This window comes from Pseudomonas sp. BO3-4 (assembly GCF_034044115.1).
GTDB classification, from domain to species: Bacteria; Pseudomonadota; Gammaproteobacteria; order Pseudomonadales; family Pseudomonadaceae; genus Aquipseudomonas; species Aquipseudomonas alloputida.
Genome location: NZ_CP139018.1, coordinates 5,181,207 through 5,198,097 on the forward strand (window position 1 = coordinate 5,181,207; position 16,891 = coordinate 5,198,097).

Genomic DNA, 16,891 nt, shown 5'->3' on the forward strand with positions numbered 1-16,891 from the left:
ACACGGCTGCACCATGAAGGCGGTCATCTGTCTGTTGCAGGTGCATCGATTGCCAAGGTTTTCTGGCATAATCCCGCCCCCCTATGACCCGCCAGACAACCTTCATGATCGATTTATTCAGCGGACTGGATGCCTGGGTGTTGGTGAGCCTGCTGCTCGCCTTGACCTTCGTACTCGCCTTCGAGTTCATCAATGGCTTTCATGACACCGCCAACGCGGTAGCTACCGTCATCTATACCAAAGCCATGCCGCCACACCTCGCCGTGTTCTTCTCCGGCGTGTTCAACTTCCTTGGCGTTCTGCTCGGCGGTGTAGGGGTGGCCTATGCCATCGTGCACCTGTTGCCGGTAGAGCTGCTGATCAATGTGAACACCGGACACGGCCTGGCCATGGTCTTCTCGTTGCTGGCCGCGGCCATTACCTGGAACCTGGGCACTTGGTACTTTGGCATCCCTGCCTCCAGTTCGCACACGCTGATCGGCTCCATTCTCGGTGTCGGCCTGGCCAACGCCCTGATCAACGACATTCCGCTAGGCGACGGCGTCAACTGGCAGAAAGCGATCGATATCGCCATGTCGCTGGTGGTCTCGCCAATGGCCGGTTTCGCCGTTGCTGCCCTGGTGCTGATCGGCCTGAAATGGTGGCGCCCGCTGTCGAAGATGCACAAAACCCCGGAACAGCGCCGCAAGCTCGATGACAAGAAGCACCCACCCTTCTGGAACCGTCTGGTCCTGGTTGTTTCCGCCATGGGCGTGAGCTTCGTGCACGGCTCCAACGACGGCCAGAAAGGCATCGGCCTGATCATGCTGGTGCTGATCGGTATTGTGCCGGCCAAGTTCGTACTCGACCTGAACAGCACCACCTACCAGATCGAACGTACTCGCGACGCTACCCTGCACATGAGCCAGTTCTACCAGCGTAACGCCGCCACCCTGGGCGAGTTCCTGGCACTGGGCAAGGCCAAGGCCAGCGATCTGCCGGAGCAGTTCAGTTGCAACCCGCAGCAGACCGAGCCGACCATTGCTGCGCTGCAGACCTCGCTGAAAGGCGTGACGGACTACCACAGCCTCGATGCCGAGAAGCGCGTTGAAGTGCGCCGTTATTTGTTGTGCCTGGATGACACGGCAAAGAAGGTTGGCAAGCTGCCAGGCCTGGACGCCCGTGAAAAGTCCGACCTTGAAAAACTGCGCAAAGACCTCACCGCCACCACCGAGTACGCCCCGTTCTGGGTGATCGTGGCCGTCGCCCTGGCCCTTGGCCTGGGCACCATGGTTGGCTGGAAGCGCGTGGTGTTGACGGTGGGCGAGAAGATCGGCAAACAAGGCATGACCTACGCCCAAGGCATGTCGGCACAGATCACCGCAGCCTGCGCCATCGGTATGGCCAACGTATTCGCCCTGCCGGTGTCGACCACCCACGTGCTGTCGTCCGGCGTGGCCGGCACCATGGTCGCCAACAAAAGTGGCCTGCAAGGCGGCACTGTGAAAACCATCCTGCTGGCATGGGTCCTGACCCTGCCTGCCTCGATGGGCCTGGCGGCCGGCCTGTTCTGGCTGGCGTCCAAAGCCATTGGCTGAGTGACACCGCAATGAATAAAGGCGCCCTCGGGCGCCTTTTTCATAGCCGTTATGCCTGCCGAAGCAGCCTTGTGCTACCAAGGGTATGGGCGCGGCGCCGGAAGACTACCTTTTCTTGCCCCCTAACAACGACCCCATCAACCCGCGCACCAACTGCCGCCCCAACTGGTTAGCGGCCTGGCGCACTGCTGACTTGATCGCCTGCCCCGCTGCACTCTGCAAGAACTCACCCGCCTTGTCGGCAAAACTCTCTTCATCCGCCTTCGCTTGCGGCGCCGGTTCCACCGGCTCGCCCTTACGCTGGCTCAGCATTTCATAGGCTGACTCACGGTCCACCGGTTTGTCATAGCGCCCCGCCAATGGCGACGCCGCAATCAGCGCACTGCGCTCAGCCGCACTCAGTGGCCCGATACGCGACTGCGGCGGTGCAACCAGCACCCTCTGCACGATGGCCGGTGTGCCCCTTTCTTCCAACGTTCCCACCAGCGCTTCGCCAATACCCAGTTCGGTAAGCACCGCCAGGGTGTCGAATGTTGGGTTGGGACGGAAACCATCGGCTACCGCCCGCAGCGACTTCTGCTCCTTGGCCGTGAACGCCCGCAAGCCGTGCTGAATGCGCAAGCCCAACTGGGCCAGTACCGCGTCAGGCAAGTCACCCGGCGACTGGGTAACGAAATAGACGCCCACCCCCTTGGAGCGGATCAGCCGGACCACTTGCTCAAGACGGTCCTGCAGCGCCTTGGGCGTGCCGTTGAACAGCAAGTGTGCTTCATCGAAGAACAGCGCCAGCACCGGCTTGTCGGCATCACCGCGCTCGGGCAACTGCTCGAACAGTTCGGCCAGCAACCACAACAGGAACGTCGCGTACACCTTGGGTGCCTCGTGCACCAATCGGCTGGCATCTAGCAGGTGGATACGTCCACGGCCATCCGGATCAGGGCGCAGCAGGTCCTCCAGTTGCAATGCCGGCTCGCCGAACAGTGCCTCGGCGCCCTGCTGCTCCAAGGTAGCGAGCCGGCGCAACAAAGCCTGGGTGGAGGCCGTGGTCATCAGCGCGCTGTCTTCGCCAAGCAGATGCGGGTTGTCCTTCAGATGCGCCAGCAGGGCCTTGAGGTCTTTGAGGTCCAGCAGCAGCAGGCCTTCGCGGTCGGCCACCTTAAATGCTGCATACAGCGCCGCCTGCTGGCTGTCGGTCAGTTCCAGCAAGTTGCCCAGCAGCAGCGGCCCCATTTCACTGAGGGTGGTGCGCAGCGGGTGGCCCGACAGCCCGGCGATATCCCACAAGCTCACCGGGTAGGCCTTGGGCGTATGCCCCAGCCACGGCATGCCGGCGATGCGCTCAGCCACCTTGCCTTGTGGCGCACCAGCAGCCCCCAAGCCACAGAGGTCGCCTTTGACATCGGCGGCGAACACCGCTACCCCCGCGTCGCTGAACACCTCCGCCAGGTGCTGCAGGGTGACGGTCTTGCCAGTACCGGTTGCGCCAGCCACCAGACCGTGGCGGTTGGCCAGGCGCATTGCTTGCCCGACTGGCTGGCCATCCGGGCCCGCGCCTACAACGATGGTCGAAAATTCCGACATCTCTTTAATCCTCTGCTCAAGCTTTAGCTTAATTCGGCCGATACCTGTGGGTGTTATTCGCCTTAATTAGAGAGGAACAGCCGAAAAGGGACTTTTCGGGATGTTGCACAACCTACGGCTCCACTCGTGCGAACGCCTGATATAAAACCTTAGCGGAACCGATTACGCCATGAACAAAAGCCTTCGTTTCAGCCACAAGATTCTTTTGGCGGCATCACTGATCGTGATACTCGCCTTCAGCCTTTTCACCCTCTACAACGATTACCTCCAGCGTAATGCGATCCGCGAGGACCTGGAAAACTATCTGGCTGAAATGGGCACCTCCACGTCGACCAACATTCGCAACCTGTTCGAGGGCCGGATAAAGCTGGTGGAGAACCTGGCGCAGAACATTGCCCAAGACCCAGCCAACGCCGAAACCCTGATGGGTCAGAATGCGCTGATATCCAGCTTCCTCACGGTCTACCTGGGCAAAGTCGACGGCGGTTTCAGCGTACGCCCGGACGCGAAGATGCCCGACGGCTACGACCCGCGCACCCGCCCTTGGTACAAGGACGGCATGAACGCCAGCGGCGCGACGCTGACCGAACCCTACATCGACATGACCACCAACAAGATGGTCATTGGTATCCTCAGCAAGGTCTCCAGCAGCGTGGGCGTGGTCGGCGGCGACCTGGCCCTGGACGGCCTGGTGCAGATCATCAACTCGCTGAACTTCGGCGGCATGGGATACGCCTTCCTGGTCAACGACCAGGGCAAGATCCTGGTACACCCGGATAAGGATCTGGTCATGAAATCGCTGTCGGACCTGTTCCCGCAGCGCACGCCGAAACTGACCGGTGAGCTGACCGAAGTGCAAAGCGAGGGCCAGACCCGCCTGCTGACCTTCAGCCCGATTACCGGACTGCCGTCGGCAAACTGGTACATCGGCCTGTCGGTGGACAAGGACAAGGCCTTCTCGATGCTCAGCACCTTCCGCACCTCGGCGGTGATCGCCACGGTGGTGGCAGTGGTGATCATCATCGGCCTGCTCGGCTTGCTGATCCGCGTGTTGATGCAGCCGCTGCACACCATGACCCGCGCCATGGAAGACATTGCCGAAGGTGAAGGCGACCTGACCAAGCGCCTGCACATCCACAACCACGACGAATTCGGTGTCCTCGGCAACGCCTTCAACCGCTTCGTCGAGCGCATTCACAGCAGCATTCGCGAAGTGTCCTCGGCCACCGAGCAGGTCAACGAAGTAGCCCTGCGGGTGATCAGCGCTTCGAACTCGTCGATGACCAACTCCGACGAGCAGTCCAACCGCACCAACAGTGTCGCCGCCGCCATCAATGAATTGGGCGCTGCGGCTCAGGAAATCGCCGGCAACGCCGCCCAGGCTTCGCAGCACGCAAGCTCCGCGCGCCTGTTGGCCGAAGAAGGCCAGCAAGTGGTCGAGCGCAACATTGCCGCGATGAACCGCCTGTCCGACCTGATCGTCACCTCCAGCGCGCACATCGAGACACTGAACAGCAAGACCGTGAATATCGGCCAGATCCTGGAAGTGATCACCAGCATTTCCCAGCAGACCAACCTGCTGGCGCTGAACGCCGCCATCGAAGCGGCCCGCGCCGGTGAGGCCGGGCGTGGCTTTGCCGTGGTCGCCGATGAGGTGCGCAATCTGGCGCACCGCACCCAGGAGTCGGCGCAGCAAGTGCAGACCATGATCGAAGAGCTGCAGGTCGGTGCCCGCGAGTCGGTCGACACCATGGACCAGAGCCAGCGCCACAGCCAGGACAGCATGCAGATCGCCAACCAGGCGGGTGAGCGACTGGACAGCGTTACCGTGCGCATTGGCGAGATCGACGGCATGAACCAGTCGGTGGCCACTGCCACCGAAGAGCAGACCGCTGTGGTCGAGGCGATCAACATGGACATCAACGAGATCAACATGCTCAACCAGGAAGGCGTGGAGAACCTGCAAGCGACCCTGCGCGCCTGCTCCGACCTCGAGCAGCAGGCTGGCCGCCTGAAGCACCTGGTGGGCAGCTTCCGTATCTGATAAAGGCTACACCTTCACCTGGAGCAGCCTTGTGCTGCTCCAGGCATTGCGCACTCCCCCTCTCAAACTGATCGAACAAACTATCCTTCTGATAGGTCCACCTTTAGGCGTTTCATCGCCGGCCATTCAACGCCGGATGACAGACCCGAAGACGATCCCGGAGGGATGCTGATCGTGCATATCGCCGACATCACCATGTTCTACGCCCCGGCCAGCGGTGGCGTACGTACCTATCTTGATGCCAAACATCACCGTCTCGACGCCATTCACGGCGTACGCCACAGCCTGTTGATTCCCGGTGCAAGCGCCCAACACGGCGATGGCATCTATCAGGTACCTGCGCCGCCCTTGCCGTTTGGCAAGGGCTACCGCTTTCCGGTACGCCTGGCCCCCTGGTGCAATACACTGCGCACGCTCAAACCCGACCTGATTGAAGTTGGCGACCCCTACCTGACCGCCTGGGCGGCGCTGGAAGCGCGGCGCCAGCTCGACGTGCCCGTGATCGGTTTCTACCATTCCGACCTGCCGTTACTGGTCAGCAACCGCATGGGCAACTGGTTCGCACCCAATGTCGAGGCCTACGTCAGCAAGCTATACGGCAATTTTGATCGGGTACTGGCCCCCAGCCAGGTGATGGCCGACAAATTACGCCGCTTGGGCGTGCGTGATGTCCATGTGCAGCCGCTGGGCGTTGACCTTGCCACATTCCACCCCTCCCGGCGCGACCCACATGTGCGTGCCGAACTGGGCATTCCCGACACCAGCCGCCTGTTGATCTTTGCCGGCCGCGGCTCGCGGGAAAAGAACCTGCCGGTGCTGCTTGACTGCATGCAGCAACTCGGCGCCCCCTACCACCTGTTACTGGTAGGCTCGAACATGCCGGCCAGCGTGCCGTCCAACGTCAGCGTCATCGATCACTTCTGCCCGTCTGCGGAGGTGGCCCGGCTGATCGCAAGCGCCGACTTGCTGGTGCATGCTGGCGACCAGGAAACATTTGGCCTGGTCATTCTCGAAGCGATGGCCAGCGCCACCCCCGTGGTAGCCGTGCGCGCCGGTGCGTTCCCTGAAATCATCAACGAACAGAGTGGCCGCCTGTGCACGCCCAACGACGGTCGGGCCATGGCGTGCGCCGTGCGCGAGGCGTTCGAGGCGGGTACCCGCGAGCTCGGCCTGCAGGCCCGCCACCATGTAGAGCAACATTATTCATGGGATAACGTGGTAGCTGGCCTGCTCCAGCACTACCAGGCCGTGCTCGGCCACCAGCCGCAGGTGCGCGCCCATGCTTGAGCCCTCCGCCAGCCAGCGCAGCCTCATGCTGGTGTTGCACGATATTGCCCCGGAAACCTGGCCGGACTATGAACCGTTCGTAAGGGCTGTGGACGCGCTGGGCCACGTGCCAATGACATGGCTGGTGGTCCCGGACTTCCATCGACGCAATCCGCTTCACCAGGCACCTTCGTTCTGCCGCCTCCTGGACGAACGCCTTGCCAAAGGCGACGAACTGGCGCTTCACGGCTATGCCCATGCTGACGAAGGCCCCGCACCGCGCAGCCCCATCGACTACTTCATGCGGCGCATTTATACCCATGAAGGCGAGTTCTACGGCCTTGATGAGAACGAAGCGCTTACCCGGCTACAGGAGGGCCTGGCGCTGTTCGAGAGCCAAGGTTGGCCTGTGGCAGGCTTTGTCGCACCGGCCTGGCTCATGAGCCAGGGCACGCGGCAAGCCCTGTGCCGCCTGCCACTCAAATACACCAGTACACCGCAGCATCTGTACCGGCTGCCAGACTTTACAGCCATTGATGCGCCAGGCCTGGTCTGGAGCGCACGGAGCGCATGGCGTCGCACATTGTCCCGCACGCTGTGCGACTGGCAATGCCGGCGCTGGCGAGGCGCGAGCACATTGCGCTTGGGGCTGCACCCTGTAGACATGCGTCATCGCTCATCCCGAGACTATTGGTTGCGAACGCTGGAAACACTGGTGAAGGATGGCCGCGAACCGCTGACCAAATCTGCCTGGCTGGAGCGCCAGGGGGCAGCATGAAGCGTTGGGCCTGGCTGGCGCTGGCACTGCTGGGGGCAGCGCTGGTGCCAGCGTTGCTGGGTGGTAGCGAGCTGCTGCCGAGGCTGAGCCGGTTCGACCCGCACCTGCTGCTCATGCTGCTAGGCATGATTCTGTTGTGCTGGGTCATCAATGCGCTGCGCCTGCGCCTGTTGCTGGGTGAGCAGGCAAAACAGTTGAGCCATGCCCGCAGCCTCGGCGTGGTCATGGCCACCGAGTTTGCCATCTGCACCACCCCTGGCGGCAGTGGTGGGCCGCTGACCCTGATGGCGCTGCTGGCGCGAGACCGCATCCGCCCGGCGCGCAGCGGCGCCGTTTTTGCCATGGACCAGCTGAACGACCTGGTGTTCTTCTTCTGCGCAATGCTGGCGATTGCCGGCTACGCGCTGTTCCACAGCCTGGGCCGCAGCCAGGAAAGCATGTTGCTTGGCAGTGCGTTAATGCTGTGCACAGCGTTGGCCGGGGTGATCGGGCTGTTGCGCTACCGGCGCCCGATAATGCGCATGAACGGCAGGCTGTTGCAGCGCATGGGGATGGGCCAGCCGCGCAAACGTCGCTGGGCGCGCAAACTGCTGCACTTCGTTGCAGCACTGGCGCAGACCTGGCGCCTGCCCAAGCGCAGGCTGAGCCTGGTGTTCACCCTGACGTGCATCCACTGGGGGCTGCGCTACAGCGTGCTGTACCTGGTGTTGCGGGGCTTGGGGGTAGACCTGCAGTGGATTCCCAGCTTCCTGGTGCAGATGCTGTCGCTCAGCGCCGGCCAATTCAGTCTGCTGCCTGGCGGGGCCGGGGCCGCCGAGCTGACGTCGGCCAGCCTGTTGACACCCTTGGTGGGCAGTTCGACCGCAGCTGCGGCAATCCTGATATGGCGGGCGGTTACTTACTACTTTTATCTGCTGGCTGGGGGGCCGGTGTTTGTGTGCCTGCTGGGACGTCCGTTGCTGGAGCGCTGGCGGCGTCAGGCGGGTTGAGCTGTTGCCAGAGTTCGGCGGCGCCGGGGAAGTCGGTGCCATCCGTGTCATCCAGGGCTTCAGGGTCGTAGCGGGCCAGGCAGCCTTCGCCAAGGATCGGTGGAGGTGAGGCGACGGGGTTGTTGCGTTGCTTGGTCATTGCCGTTTCACCCAAGATTGCCGGGGCGCTCTGCGCCCCTGTCGCGACAGGGCTGCGCAGCAGCCCAGCCTCTCACAGCAAGCCGGACGGTGTCAGTCGAACACCACAGTCTTGTTACCATGCACCAGCACACGGTCTTCCAGGTGATAACGCAGGCCACGGGCCAGCACCATCTTCTCCACATCACGGCCAAAGCGGACCATGTCCTCGATGCTGTCGGCATGGCTGACACGCACCACATCCTGCTCGATGATCGGGCCGGCATCCAACTCTTCAGTGACGTAGTGGCACGTCGCGCCAATCAGCTTCACCCCACGCAGGGCAGCCTGGTGGTAAGGCTTGGCGCCGACGAACGACGGCAGGAAGCTGTGATGGATGTTGATCACCTTCTCGGCATAGTCCCGGCACAGTTGTGGTGGCAGGATTTGCATGTAGCGGGCCAGCACCACGACGTCGGCAGCATGCTCCTGCACCAGGCGCGACACTTCGGCAAAGGCCGGGGCCTTGTCTTTGGGGTCGACCGGAACATGGAAGAACGGAATACCGTGCCACTCGACCATGCTGCGCAGGTCGTTGTGGTTGGAAATGACGCAAGGGATCTCGCAGTCCAGCTCATCGGTGTGCCAGCGGTGCAGCAAGTCTGCCAGGCAGTGCGACTCACGGCTGGCCATCAATACCACGCGTTTTTTCTGAGCCGAGTCGGTAATGCGCCAGGTCATGGAGAACTCTTCGGCGATCGGCGCAAACGCCTCACGGAAGGCTTCGATACCGAACGGCAGCGATTCAGCGCGGATTTCATGACGCATGAAGAACCAACCGCTCTGCTCATCGGAGTGGTGGCTGGCTTCGTTGATCCAGCCATTGTACAAGGCCAGGAAATTACTGACTTTCGCCACGATGCCTACACGGTCGGGGCAGGCGATCACCAGACGATAGGTGCGCATGAATGAGACTCCAGAACTTCGCAAAGGCGCCTATTCTAGCGGCCCGCCAGAAAAAACGCAGTATTGATCGCTGCCGCGATTGCATATGCAGGCCCGAAAACGCCACACGGGCGCTGCCTGACAGACAAGAGGAAACGCACGGGGCATATGTAAAAATTTGTTCACGTAGAGAAATGCTGTCACAGCTTAATTAACAGTTAATTGCCCAATCTTATGTTTACTTGCGAGTAGGGGCTGTCTATTATTGCCCCACACATTTCTGAACACGCATTAAGGAACACTCCATGTCCCTGATCAACGAGTACCGCGCTACCGAAGAAGCCATCAAGGAACTTCAGGCCCGCCTGGCCAATCTGTCGCAGGATGACAAGCTGAAGAAAGAACTGGAGTTCGAAGGCAAACTGCGCACACTGATGGGCGAGTACTCCAAGTCGCTGCGCGACGTGATTGCCCTGCTCGATCCAGAATCGAAACTGAGCAAGGCACCTCGTGGTTCGGTCAAGACTACCGCCACCAAGCGCGCACGCAAGGTCAAGCAATACAAGAACCCGCACAACGGTGAAGTGATCGAAACCAAAGGCGGCAACCACAAGACCCTGAAAGAGTGGAAAGCCACTTGGGGCGGCGATGTGGTTGAAAGCTGGGCAACCCTGCTGGACTGATTATCCGCATACGCCTCTTGCTTCGCACAACAAAAACGCCGGCACACTGCCGGCGTTTTTGTTTACCGGCCATCAGCCGATTGAATAGTGCTCCTGCAATTGTCGAGCATGCAATTGCCAGGCCTCCAACACTCGCCTGCCCGCCTCGTCGGCGCCCTCCCAGGCTTGCTGGCGTGCCTGTTCGAAGTCGCCCAAGGTATTCGGCGCGCCCCACTGCGGGTCGCTCAGGCGTTGCTGGCAGAAGCCATACCAACGTTGCCGCTCTTCGGGGGTCAAGGTTTCAGGGAAGTTACGTGCCCGGTAGCGGAACAACAGCTCCGGCAAACGCGGATCATCGAACATCCAGTGGCCATGGCTCAACTGCGCCGGTTCCAGCGCACGAACTTGCTCGCATAAGCGCCGGTCGCGGTCACCTATAAAACCCTCATACAACTGCTGTTCCGGGTCCTCGCTCGGGGCGAACTCGTCCTTGCCATAGATGTGCTCCAGCTTTTCTTGCCATTGCGCCTGTTGATTGGCCAATTGTTCGCCGCGCGATTGTAACAACGTCAAGTCCAGGCCCAATCGTTGTTGATCGACCGGGCGCAATACCGACAGCGGCGCCACTACCGGGCAACGATTGATCTGCACCAATTTGAGCGGTACCGGTAATTCACCTTCAGCCAATTCATCATGCCGGGTGTACAAGCGCTGACGCAAAACTTCAGCACTTTCCCGCAGTAACGGTAGGGTTTCCTGATGCAGGTCGCAGACAATCAGTGCATTGCGATTACGCGGGTGCCAGGCCAGTGGCAATACGACCCCCAGGTAATTGCGCGCCGCCGAAAAACGCCCGGATATATGCACCAGTGGCTGCAACAGACGGATCTGCTCCATCACTTTATGCTTGCTGCGCAGTTGAAACAGCCAGTCATACAACTTGGGTTGTTTCTGCCGAATCAGGCGAGCCAAGGCAATGGTTGCCCGCACGTCGGAAAGCGCTTCGTGGGCATGACCGTGGTCAATGCCATTGGCCTTGCTCAGCAGCTCCAGACGCAGGCTGGTGCGCCCGTCCTGCTGCGGCCATTCAATGCCTTCCGGGCGCAGGGCATAGGCGGTGCGCACAATGTCGATCAGGTCCCAGCGGCTATTGCCTCCCTGCCATTCACGGGCATAGGGGTCGAAAAAGTTGCGGTAAAGGCTGTAGCGGGTCACTTCATCGTCAAAGCGCAGGGTGTTGTAGCCGGCACCACAGGTACCCGGTTGCGCCAGCTGGGCGTGCACGCGAGTCATGAACTCGGCTTCGCACAGGCCCTGCTCCGCCAACAGTTGTGACGTGATGCCTGTCACCAGGCAGGCCGCCGGGTGCGGCAGGATGTCGTCCGACGGTCGGCAATAAAGGCTGATTGGCTCGTCGATTTCGTTGAGGTCGAAGTCAGTGCGCACGCCGGCCACCTGCAGCGGCCGATCGCAGCGCGGGTTGATGCCGGTGGTTTCATAGTCGTGCCAGAAAATGCTGGAGGTCACGGGGTCGTCCTGTATCGAGGTCGACCCGATTCTAGCGCGATTCTGAAAAATGAACGTTCAGACGGGAGCGTTCGCGGGGCGGAAACTGAAATAGTCGCGCAACGAACGTACGAAATCATCGTACTCGCGTGGAGACTGCAGCAGCATGAAGCCCGAATCGTAGTGCCCAGGCGTCTCGTCCTCGCGGCACCACAGGCAACTGGCCGTGAGGTTGACGAACTGGTGCCCGCCGCCAGGCAGGGGCATACGCAGCTGCAGCTCGTAATCAGGCCCGACCAACACGGGCAGCTGGCTGATGACCATCAACCCATTTTCAGAGGCATTGCCTAGCTGACCGATCTCCTGACCGGTAAAGCGGTTGAACACCTTGAGGACACAAGGTAGCTGATGACGTTCGATGTGGCGCTTGTTAAACATGATCGCGAGTGTATTCCGTACCTGATGCCAGGAATACTAGGTACTGGCGGTTGTTGTAACAGCTGAGTTACAGATTAGCGCAGCACGCGCAGCAAATCCCGTGAAATAAACCACACCTTTGTGTTAGCGCCAAGGTACGGTCGTCACCGGGTTGGCCACGGCCGTTTCTGCGCCGCGAAAATGGCCGAGTTTTTCCAGCGTCTGCAGGCGCGCTCGGGCGCGATAGGCATATTCGTTGCCCGGGTACTGCTGGATCAGGTACTGATAGGTTTGCGCCGCGTCCACGTACAACGCCTGGCGCTCCAGGCACTGGCCGCGCAGCAGTGATACTTCGGGGTGGATGAACGGCCGGGCACGGCTGGTGCGATCAACCTGCGACAGTTCGAGCATGACCCGTGCGCAATCGCCGCGGTCGTAGGCGCGGTAGGCATTGTTCAGGTGGTGGTCCATGGACCAGCGGGTACAGCCGACGGCGCTGGCGGCCAAGGCTAAAACGATCAGGGCTCGCATGGGGATCTCCTTTGATGCCAGTGTATCGGCGTTTGCCTGCAAATCTTCACACCCTTTTGCAAGGATACCCTGCCCCGTTCAAATGCCACCCTGCCTTGGTCGCAGGTAGTGCAACGGAACAATGACTACAGCGAGATTCAGGAGTAGCCTTTCGCTGCGCTTCACTATAGGAGTCTGTGCATGAGCATCCGCCGCACCAAAATCGTCGCCACCCTTGGCCCCGCCAGCAACTCGCCGGAAGTGATCGAACAACTGATCCTCGCCGGCCTGGACGTGGCACGTCTGAACTTCTCCCACGGCACGCCGGACGAGCACAAGGCCCGCGCGCGCCTGATCCGTGACATCGCCGCCAAGAACGGCCGCCATGTTGCACTGCTGGGCGACCTGCAGGGTCCGAAGATCCGCATCGCCAAGTTCGCCAACAAGCGCATCGAACTGAAGATCGGTGACAAGTTCACCTTCTCCACCGCCCACCCGCTGACCGAAGGCAACCAGGACATCGTCGGTATCGACTACCCCGATCTGGTCAAGGACTGCGGCGTTGGTGACGAACTGCTGCTCGACGATGGCCGTGTGGTCATGCGCGTCGAAACCGCCACTGCAGACGCCCTGCACTGCGTGGTGATCATCGGTGGCCCGCTGTCGGACCACAAAGGCATCAACCGTAAAGGTGGTGGCCTGACCGCACCGGCCCTGACCGAAAAAGACAAGGCCGACATCAAACTGGCTGCGGAAATGGACCTGGATTACCTGGCCGTTTCCTTCCCGCGTGACGCCAGCGACATGGAATACGCGCGCAAGCTGCGTGACGAAGCCGGCGGCAGCGCCTGGCTGGTGGCCAAGATCGAACGCGCCGAAGCAGTTGCCGATGACGAGACCCTCGACAAGCTGATCGCCGCCTCCGACGCTGTGATGGTTGCCCGTGGTGACCTGGGCGTGGAAATCGGCGACGCCGAGCTGATCGCTATCCAGAAGAAGATCATCCAGCACGCCCGCCGCAACAACAAGGCCGTGATCGTGGCGACTCAGATGATGGAGTCGATGATCCAGAACCCGATGCCGACCCGCGCGGAAGTGTCCGACGTGGCCAACGCCGTGCTGGACAACACCGATGCGGTGATGCTGTCGGCCGAAAGCGCCGCCGGTTCCTACCCGATCGAAGCTGTCCAGGCCATGGCACGCATCTGCCTGGGTGCCGAAAAGCACCCGACCAGCCAGAAGTCCAGCCATCGCCTGCACACCACCTTCCAGCGCTGCGACGAAAGCATCGCCTTGGCGGCCATGTACACTGCCAACCACTTCCCGGGCGTAAAGGCGATCATCGCCCTGACCGAAAGCGGCTACACCCCGCTGATCATGTCGCGCCTGCGTTCGCATGTACCGATCTTCGCCCTGTCGCCGCACCGCGCCACCCAGGCACGCGCCTCGATGTTCCGTGGCGTGTACCCGATTGCCTTCGACCCGGCCGCGCTGCCGGCCGACAAGGTGAGCCAGGCAGCGGTCGACGAACTGCTCAAACGTGGCCTGGTGGAGCAAGGTGACTGGGTGATCCTGACCAAGGGTGACAGCTACCACACTATCGGTGGCACCAACGGCATGAAGATCCTGCACGTGGGGGATCCGCTGGTCGGTTGATCCACGCTTTTCACAGCACAAGGCTCAAGCGCAGCCTTGTGCTGCGAAGAGGCCCCGACAGGAATAACAAAAAGCCCCGGTTCTCGCGAACCGGGGCTTTTTGATGGTGCAGGGGGTAAGGCTGGCTTACATCATGCCGCCCATGCCACCCATGCCGCCCATATCAGGCATGCCAGCAGCTGGCTTGTCTTCCGGCAGGTCGGCAACCATGGCTTCGGTGGTGATCATCAGACCGCCGATCGAAGCAGCAGCTTGCAGCGCCGAGCGAGTAACCTTGGCTGGGTCCAGGATGCCCATCTCGATCATGTCGCCGTATTCACCGGTAGCGGCGTTGTAGCCGAAGTTGCCCGAACCTTGCTTGACCTTGTCAGCAACCACGCTTGGCTCATCACCGGCGTTGGCAGTGATCTGGCGCAGCGGGGATTCAACAGCGCGACGCAGCAGCGCGATACCGACGTTCTGGTCTTCGTTGTCGCCTTTCAGGTCGACGATGGCCGCCAGGGCGCGAACCAGGGCAACACCACCGCCAGGCACCACGCCTTCTTCAACGGCTGCACGGGTAGCGTGCAGGGCGTCTTCAACGCGGGCTTTCTTCTCTTTCATTTCAACTTCAGTGCCGGCACCTACCTTGATCACGGCAACACCGCCAGCCAGCTTGGCCAGACGCTCTTGCAGCTTCTCACGGTCGTAGTCCGAGGAAGTTTCTTCGATCTGGGCACGGATCTGCTTGACGCGTGCTTCGATCTCGGTGTCAGCGCCAGCACCGTCGATGATGGTGGTGTTTTCCTTGGACAGGATGACGCGCTTGGCGTTACCCAGGTGCTCCAGGGTAGCGGTTTCCAGGGACAGGCCGATTTCTTCGGAGATGACCTGGCCGCCAGTCAGGACGGCGATGTCCTGCAGCATGGCCTTGCGGCGATCGCCGAAGCCTGGAGCCTTGACTGCAGCAACCTTGACGATGCCGCGCATGTTGTTGACTACCAGGGTAGCCAGCGCTTCACCTTCAACGTCTTCGGCAACGATCAGCAGTGGGCGGCCGGCCTTGGCAACGGCTTCCAGAACTGGCAGCAGCTCACGGATGTTGGAGATTTTCTTGTCGACCAGCAGCAGCAGCGGGCCTTCCAGCTCGGCAACCATGGTGTCTGGCTTGTTGACGAAGTACGGCGACAGGTAGCCGCGGTCGAACTGCATGCCTTCTACGACGGACAGTTCGTTTTCCAGGCCCGAGCCTTCTTCAACGGTGATCACGCCTTCTTTACCGACTTTTTCCATGGCTTCGGCGATGATTTCACCGATGGAGTTGTCGGAGTTGGCAGAGATGGTACCTACCTGGGCGATGGCCTTGGAGTCGGCGCATGGCTTGGACAGGTTCTTCAGCTCGGCAACAACGGCAGCAGTGGCCTTGTCGATACCGCGCTTCAGGTCCATCGGGTTCATGCCGGCAGCGACGGCTTTCAGGCCTTCGTTGACGATGGCCTGAGCCAGAACGGTAGCGGTGGTGGTACCGTCACCGGCAGCGTCGTTGGCCTTGGAAGCAACTTCCTTGACCAGCTGGGCGCCCATGTTTTCGAAAGCGTCTTTCAGCTCGATTTCTTTGGCGACGGAAACGCCGTCCTTGGTGATGGTCGGCGCGCCGAAGCTCTTGGCCAGTACCACGTTACGGCCTTTCGGGCCCAGGGTCGCTTTTACCGCGTCAGCCAGAACGTTGACACCAACCAGCATTTTCTTACGGGCGGAATCACCAAATTTTACGTCTTTAGCAGCCATGATCGTTTAATCCTTGAAAAACTTTGGAGTAACGGGAAGTCGGGGGGAAATCAGCCTTCAACAACGGCGAGGATTTCGTTCTCGGCCATGACCAGCAGGTCTTCGCCATCGACTTTCACGGTGTTGCTGCCCGAGTACGGGCCGAAAACCACTTTGTCACCCACTTTCACGGCCAGCGCGCGAACTTCGCCGTTGTCCAGGACGCGACCGGTGCCGACGGCTACAACTTCGCCGCGGTTTGGTTTTTCAGCGGCCGAACCCGGCAGGACGATACCGCCAGCGGTTTTCGATTCTTCTTCGCTGCGACGGATGACTACGCGGTCATGCAGAGGACGAAGTTTCATTGTCGATCTCTCCCAAATTGTGGTTTTCATCGGCCGGTTCGACACCGGCGGTTTTGATGCTGTCCGGCGTTGCCGGGGGTGGCCCGCTGTGAGCGAACCACCTGTGTAATGTCTGGTGTTGCCACCAGAAACCTTGCGGTGACCACATACATGAGGCCGCCACATCCAATTACAAGGCTCGAGATAGAAAAATTTTCATCAGGCCAAAAAAAACCGGGGCCGCTTGCGCGGCCCCGGTCCTTTTACTTGTCGCGGCGCTCGTACTCGCCTTCGATCACGTTCGGGCGGTGGCCGCCATCACGCGGCTGCGCCTGGAAGGGGTCATCCTGGAATGCACGCTGGCGCATGGCCTGGGCCTCGGCACGCTCGCGCATCTTGCGCGCCGCCAGGCGGCGGGTGAATGGCAGCAGGCACAGCACACCCAGCACGTCGCTGATGAAGCCGGGCAGCAACAACAGGCCACCACCCACGGCCAGCATCATGCCCTGGAACATGTCCTCGGCGGGCAACTCACCGCGCTGCAGGCTTTCACGGGCGCGCAATGCAGTCGCCAGGCCGGCCACCCGCATGACCAGTACACCCAAGGCGGAGCCGGCGATGATCAGCAGCAACGCCGGAAAGAAACCGATTGCCGCGCTGACCTTCACGAAGACGAACAGCTCCAGCACAGGAAAAATCAGAAACAGCAGTAGAAAAGCACGCATCAAGGGTTCCTCGACGGAAGATAACCTT

General features: G+C 61.0%; 14 protein-coding genes and 2 pseudogenes. 8 read left to right on the forward strand and 8 right to left on the reverse strand.

Features of this window, described 5'->3' with window-relative positions; translation table 11 throughout:
* Positions 1 to 104: 104 nt before the first annotated feature.
* A complete protein-coding gene (locus tag REH59_RS23835) occupies positions 105 to 1,577 on the forward strand; it encodes an inorganic phosphate transporter (RefSeq protein ID WP_003251935.1) in 1,473 nt (490 codons plus the stop codon).
* A gap of 105 nt (positions 1,578 to 1,682) precedes the next feature.
* On the opposite strand, the gene REH59_RS23840 is transcribed toward REH59_RS23835, so the two are convergent.
* On the reverse strand, positions 1,683 to 3,158 hold the full coding sequence (locus REH59_RS23840) for a helicase HerA-like domain-containing protein (protein ID WP_014859134.1): 1,476 nt from the start codon (positions 3,156 to 3,158) through the stop codon (positions 1,683 to 1,685).
* 313 nt (positions 3,159 to 3,471) lie between these two features.
* Between REH59_RS23840 and REH59_RS28895 the strand changes: the two are divergent.
* The 5 genes and pseudogenes from REH59_RS28895 to REH59_RS23860 form a co-directional block, all read left to right on the forward strand.
* Positions 3,472 to 4,296 (forward strand): annotated as a pseudogene (locus REH59_RS28895) (cache domain-containing protein); the annotation flags it as partial.
* A 309-nt stretch (positions 4,297 to 4,605) separates the two neighbouring features.
* Positions 4,606 to 5,202, forward strand: a pseudogene (locus REH59_RS28900) (methyl-accepting chemotaxis protein); the annotation flags it as partial.
* Between the two features lie 165 nt (positions 5,203 to 5,367).
* Positions 5,368 to 6,489, forward strand: a complete 1,122-nt coding sequence (locus REH59_RS23850) for a glycosyltransferase family 4 protein (protein ID WP_003251928.1) — start codon at positions 5,368 to 5,370, stop codon at positions 6,487 to 6,489.
* The gene (locus tag REH59_RS23855; RefSeq protein ID WP_014754370.1) at positions 6,482 to 7,246 is read left to right on the forward strand and encodes a DUF2334 domain-containing protein; all 765 of its coding nucleotides are present in this window, start codon (positions 6,482 to 6,484) and stop codon (positions 7,244 to 7,246) included. The genes REH59_RS23850 and REH59_RS23855 overlap by 8 nt, the downstream gene beginning before the upstream one ends.
* Positions 7,243 to 8,235: a lysylphosphatidylglycerol synthase transmembrane domain-containing protein gene (locus tag REH59_RS23860; RefSeq protein ID WP_014859133.1), complete on the forward strand. Its 993-nt coding sequence runs from the start codon at positions 7,243 to 7,245 to the stop codon at positions 8,233 to 8,235. Before REH59_RS23855 ends, REH59_RS23860 begins: the two co-directional genes overlap by 4 nt.
* Positions 8,236 to 8,466: 231 nt before the next feature.
* On the opposite strand, the gene purU is transcribed toward REH59_RS23860, so the two are convergent.
* Complete coding sequence (gene purU, locus REH59_RS23870) at positions 8,467 to 9,318, reverse strand: formyltetrahydrofolate deformylase (RefSeq protein WP_003251921.1); 852 nt, start codon at positions 9,316 to 9,318, stop codon at positions 8,467 to 8,469.
* A gap of 284 nt (positions 9,319 to 9,602) precedes the next feature.
* Between purU and mvaT the strand changes: the two genes are divergently transcribed.
* Positions 9,603 to 9,980 carry a histone-like nucleoid-structuring protein MvaT gene (gene mvaT / locus REH59_RS23875; RefSeq protein WP_003251920.1) on the forward strand — a complete coding sequence of 126 codons (378 nt, stop codon included), beginning with the start codon at positions 9,603 to 9,605 and terminating at the stop codon, positions 9,978 to 9,980.
* 72 nt (positions 9,981 to 10,052) lie between these two features.
* Here the strand turns inward: mvaT and sbcB are convergent, their stop codons facing one another.
* The 3 genes from sbcB to REH59_RS23890 all read right to left on the reverse strand — a co-directional run bounded on the left by sbcB (position 10,053) and on the right by REH59_RS23890 (position 12,413).
* Positions 10,053 to 11,486 (reverse strand): exodeoxyribonuclease I, encoded by a 1,434-nt coding sequence (sbcB, locus tag REH59_RS23880; protein ID WP_014859132.1) that lies wholly within the window; start codon positions 11,484 to 11,486, stop codon positions 10,053 to 10,055.
* A gap of 57 nt (positions 11,487 to 11,543) precedes the next feature.
* The gene (locus REH59_RS23885) at positions 11,544 to 11,903 is read right to left on the reverse strand and encodes a PilZ domain-containing protein (RefSeq protein WP_014859131.1); all 360 of its coding nucleotides are present in this window, start codon (positions 11,901 to 11,903) and stop codon (positions 11,544 to 11,546) included.
* Between the two features lie 123 nt (positions 11,904 to 12,026).
* Complete coding sequence (locus REH59_RS23890; protein WP_014859130.1) at positions 12,027 to 12,413, reverse strand: hypothetical protein; 387 nt, start codon at positions 12,411 to 12,413, stop codon at positions 12,027 to 12,029.
* Between the two features lie 180 nt (positions 12,414 to 12,593).
* Here REH59_RS23890 and pyk point away from each other — a divergent pair, with 180 nt between their 5' ends.
* Positions 12,594 to 14,048: a pyruvate kinase gene (gene pyk / locus REH59_RS23895; RefSeq protein WP_003251912.1), complete on the forward strand. Its 1,455-nt coding sequence runs from the start codon at positions 12,594 to 12,596 to the stop codon at positions 14,046 to 14,048.
* 126 nt (positions 14,049 to 14,174) lie between these two features.
* On the opposite strand, the gene groL is transcribed toward pyk, so the two are convergent.
* From groL to REH59_RS23910, 3 genes are all read right to left on the reverse strand, one after another.
* A complete protein-coding gene (gene groL, locus REH59_RS23900; RefSeq protein WP_003251907.1) occupies positions 14,175 to 15,815 on the reverse strand; it encodes a chaperonin GroEL in 1,641 nt (546 codons plus the stop codon).
* A 50-nt stretch (positions 15,816 to 15,865) separates the two neighbouring features.
* Positions 15,866 to 16,159 (reverse strand): co-chaperone GroES, encoded by a 294-nt coding sequence (locus tag REH59_RS23905; protein WP_003251905.1) that lies wholly within the window; start codon positions 16,157 to 16,159, stop codon positions 15,866 to 15,868.
* 242 nt (positions 16,160 to 16,401) lie between these two features.
* On the reverse strand, positions 16,402 to 16,863 hold the full coding sequence (locus REH59_RS23910; RefSeq protein ID WP_003251903.1) for an FxsA family protein: 462 nt from the start codon (positions 16,861 to 16,863) through the stop codon (positions 16,402 to 16,404).
* Positions 16,864 to 16,891 lie beyond the last annotated feature (28 nt).